The organism is Microcystis sp. M179S2 (assembly GCF_020245805.1).
Taxonomy (GTDB): Bacteria; Cyanobacteriota; Cyanobacteriia; order Cyanobacteriales; family Microcystaceae; genus Microcystis; species Microcystis aeruginosa.
Genome location: NZ_JADBUE010000070.1, coordinates 1 through 3,108 on the forward strand (window position 1 = coordinate 1; position 3,108 = coordinate 3,108).

Consider the following 3,108-nt stretch of genomic DNA (forward strand, 5'->3'; position numbering starts at 1 on the left):
ATTTTTGGGGCAGCCTATATCTCGGAGTTAGGAACCAGTATTGGTGATAATACCACCAGTGTTTTCGTTCTGGGAGGATTATTTTTTATAGTTAGTAGTTTCGGGAAAAATCTGCCAATTCCCTCTAAAAATATTCTTTTATCTGGATTCTTATTAGGATTAGCAACGGGGTTTAAATTAACCAATGCTTTATATAGTATTAGCTTTTTGGTAGCTATTAATTTTTTACCTAATTCTTGGTCAGAAAAGTTACGCAATTTAATTCTATCAATTCTCTCAATGGCCGTGGGTTTTAGTCTCACTGCTGGTTATTGGATTATCCTAATGTGGACAAAGTTTGCTAATCCTCTTTTTCCCTTCTATAATAAAATCTTTCAATCTCCTTATATCGAAACCGACTACAATTTTAAAGGGATACAATATTTGCCTAAAGATATCTGGCAATGGTTGTTTTATCCTGTTTATTTTATCCAGAGACAAACTCTTGTATCTGAGGTTCCTTTCCAAGATAGCCGATTAGCTATAACCTATTTATTGATAATTTTACTAATAGTAGTGATTATTTTTCGTGCTATTTCTAAGCGCAATCTATCTTCTGAACCTGACTTAACCCACGGTGCAGTTTTAGGGTTTTTACTGCCTTTTTCTCTGACCGCTTACTCTATTTGGTTAGTGGGATTTTCTATCTATCGTTATCTGATGCCATTAGAATTAATCACTCCCACTTTAATTATTTTGATTATTGCCTATCTTTATCCTCGAAAGAAACCATTATTAATCATAAATTTGGTAATATTTTCCTTAATTGTCACTACGGTTAAACCGATGTATTGGTGGAGAATGGGATGGTCAGATCATTATTTTGGTATCGATAGTCAAGCATTAAAACCCTACGAAAATTCCACGATTGTTATCTGGGGAGATGAAGGAACATCTTTTATCGTCCCTTATTTTCCCGCTTCGACTCGTTTTGTGAGACTCAAAGGCAATACTGGAGTCAGTGAGGGAACTTTAATGCGAAAAAATGCCGAGACATTTATTGCTAATACTCCCCCAGAATCTCTCTACATTCTCCAGACGGACTTTAATAAAAAATCGCCTGATATAGTGGGGGATTTAGCGAAGGAAAATCTCGTTATTGATTTCCAAAGTTGTCAACCCTTTCCCACCAAAATCGAAAAATTTAATCTCTGTCGTCTTCAGAAAAAGTAATTCTCTACCTTTTATCTGTAATGATTTATCTATTGACCGTTAACTACAATTGCGCGGAATTAATTCAGCGTTTAATCGCTTCCCTCGAAGATGACTTATCTGCTACTCTCATCATTGTTAACAATTCCACTGAAGATAAAAATATCCAATCTTTAGCAGCGCAAAGAGTCAAGATTATTGAAGCGGGGGAAAATTTAGGATTTGGGAAAGGATGTAATCTGGGACTTGATTGGATTTATCAACAAGACAGAGAAGCTATCGTTTGGTTAGTTAATCCTGACGCTTACTTATTACCGGACTCTCTGGAGAAAGCAAGCAAATTTTTTCAGCAATATCCGGAAGTTGCCATCGCTGGTACAGAAATTTACGAACCGGATGGTAAAATCTGGTTTGGTTGGGGAAAATTTAATGCCAAAATCGGCACAATTAACGTGGTGGAGGAATCCTTAGACTACGGAGATAAATCCTATCTTATTCCCGACTGGGTGACGGGATGCAGTTTATTAATTAATTTCTCTAATTTTTACACTTGTCCCCATTTTGATCCCGATTACTTTCTCTACTACGAAGACTTTGATTTTTCCCGAAGATACGCAAATCAAGGCTATTTAGTTGTTGTTACCAATCAGATTAAAATCATTCATGAACCATCTTCTATCACCCGTCGCTATGGTTATCTAAGACTAACTCATAATATCTATAGTTATCTTCTCAGTCTCGAAAAACATACGACTTTAACTATCCTTGTTTATCGCTTGCTGCGGATGAGTTTTATGTCTTTACTGATCCTTCCCATTAAACCAAAATTCTCCCTAGCCAAGCTGCAAGGAATTCAACTCTATTGTCACAGAATTATCACTAAACTGCGTCTAGGTTGAAACCCTTAGTTTTGCCGCTTCTGGCATTATTCTTACTAAATCCTGTTTAAAAGCTATAGGGGAGCGGGGAGTAGTGGTGATGGTGAGCTATCTTGCTGATCTAGTCTGACAAGTCTAATGACCCGAAAAATAAGGAAGAGTGAGCGATTCATGTTAATTTTTATTAAGAAGCGATCTTTGATGAGAACAGACAACTATGAACTTCGAGATTCCCAGTGCCGTAAAAACTTGGTCACAATTTGGCCATCCCATTCTCATGTGGGTTTTATTAGGGTTAACTATCTATGCCCTCTATTCGGGGCTACAATGGCGACGGACGCGTACAGCAGATAAGGAACTAAAAAAAGAATTATTGCCCAAGGATTTTCGCACTAAACACTATCAAATTGGCTCCCTAATCCTCGCTTTAATGGTCTTGGGGACGATCGGGGGTATGGCGGTGACTTATATTAATAACGGTAAATTATTTGTCGGTCCCCATCTGCTGGCGGGTTTAGGGATGGTGGGTTTAATCTCGATCAGCGCCGCTTTAGTACCTTTAATGCAAAAAGGCAATGAATTGGCCAGAATCACCCATATTACCCTTAATGCCGTCATTTTAGGTCTTTTTGGCTGGCAAGCCTTCACAGGAATGGATATAGTCCAGCGTATTCTCAGCAAAATTTGACATACTCCCACCGTCAAGCTACGCTGTGACGGGGGATTCTTGACCTATCACTATCGTAAATTCCTTGTTCAACGAGACAGCTTAGATTCTCAATGTCTCCACTGAAAATCTTTCTTGCCGGACTCTCTATTATGCGTTTGGGTCGGTTTCTGTTTGCCCAACAGTACCGTTGAGATGATTTCCCAAATATTTCAACCCTTTTTTAAGAATGTTGATCGCTGCATTATGATCCCTATCTAAGATTGTTTTACAGTTAGGACATTGATGAGTTCTAGTGCTTAATGTTTTTTGAACTCTCGTCCCACAAACTGAACAATCTTGGCTAGTAAAATGCGGTGGTACAGCAATACA

General features: G+C 38.2%; 3 protein-coding genes and 1 pseudogene. 3 read left to right on the plus strand and 1 reads right to left on the minus strand.

Going from position 1 to position 3,108, the window contains the following annotated elements; genetic code table 11:
• The 3 genes from IM500_RS03950 to IM500_RS03960 form a co-directional block, all read left to right on the plus strand.
• The coding region (locus IM500_RS03950; protein ID WP_287737762.1) for a glycosyltransferase 87 family protein at nt 1–1,212 on the plus strand (1,212 nt) is incomplete at its 5' end.
• Nucleotides 1,213–1,232: 20 nt separating this feature from the next.
• Complete coding sequence (locus tag IM500_RS03955) at nt 1,233–2,090, plus strand: glycosyltransferase (RefSeq protein ID WP_287737764.1); 858 nt, start codon at nt 1,233–1,235, stop codon at nt 2,088–2,090.
• 196 nt (nt 2,091–2,286) lie between these two features.
• Nucleotides 2,287–2,757, plus strand: a complete 471-nt coding sequence (locus tag IM500_RS03960) for a DUF4079 domain-containing protein (RefSeq protein ID WP_287737765.1) — start codon at nt 2,287–2,289, stop codon at nt 2,755–2,757.
• A 13-nt stretch (nt 2,758–2,770) separates the two neighbouring features.
• Here the strand turns inward: IM500_RS03960 and IM500_RS03965 are convergent.
• A pseudogene (locus IM500_RS03965) lies at nt 2,771–3,108 on the minus strand (zinc ribbon domain-containing protein); the annotation flags it as partial.

What these genes read in the sequence shown, in the direction of transcription:
- IM500_RS03955 (WP_287737764.1), top strand. Translation starts at nt 1,233, where the DNA reads ATGATTTATCTATTGACCGTTAACTACAATTGCGCGGAATTAATTCAG.
- IM500_RS03960 (WP_287737765.1), top strand. Translation starts at nt 2,287, where the DNA reads ATGAACTTCGAGATTCCCAGTGCCGTAAAAACTTGGTCACAATTTGGC.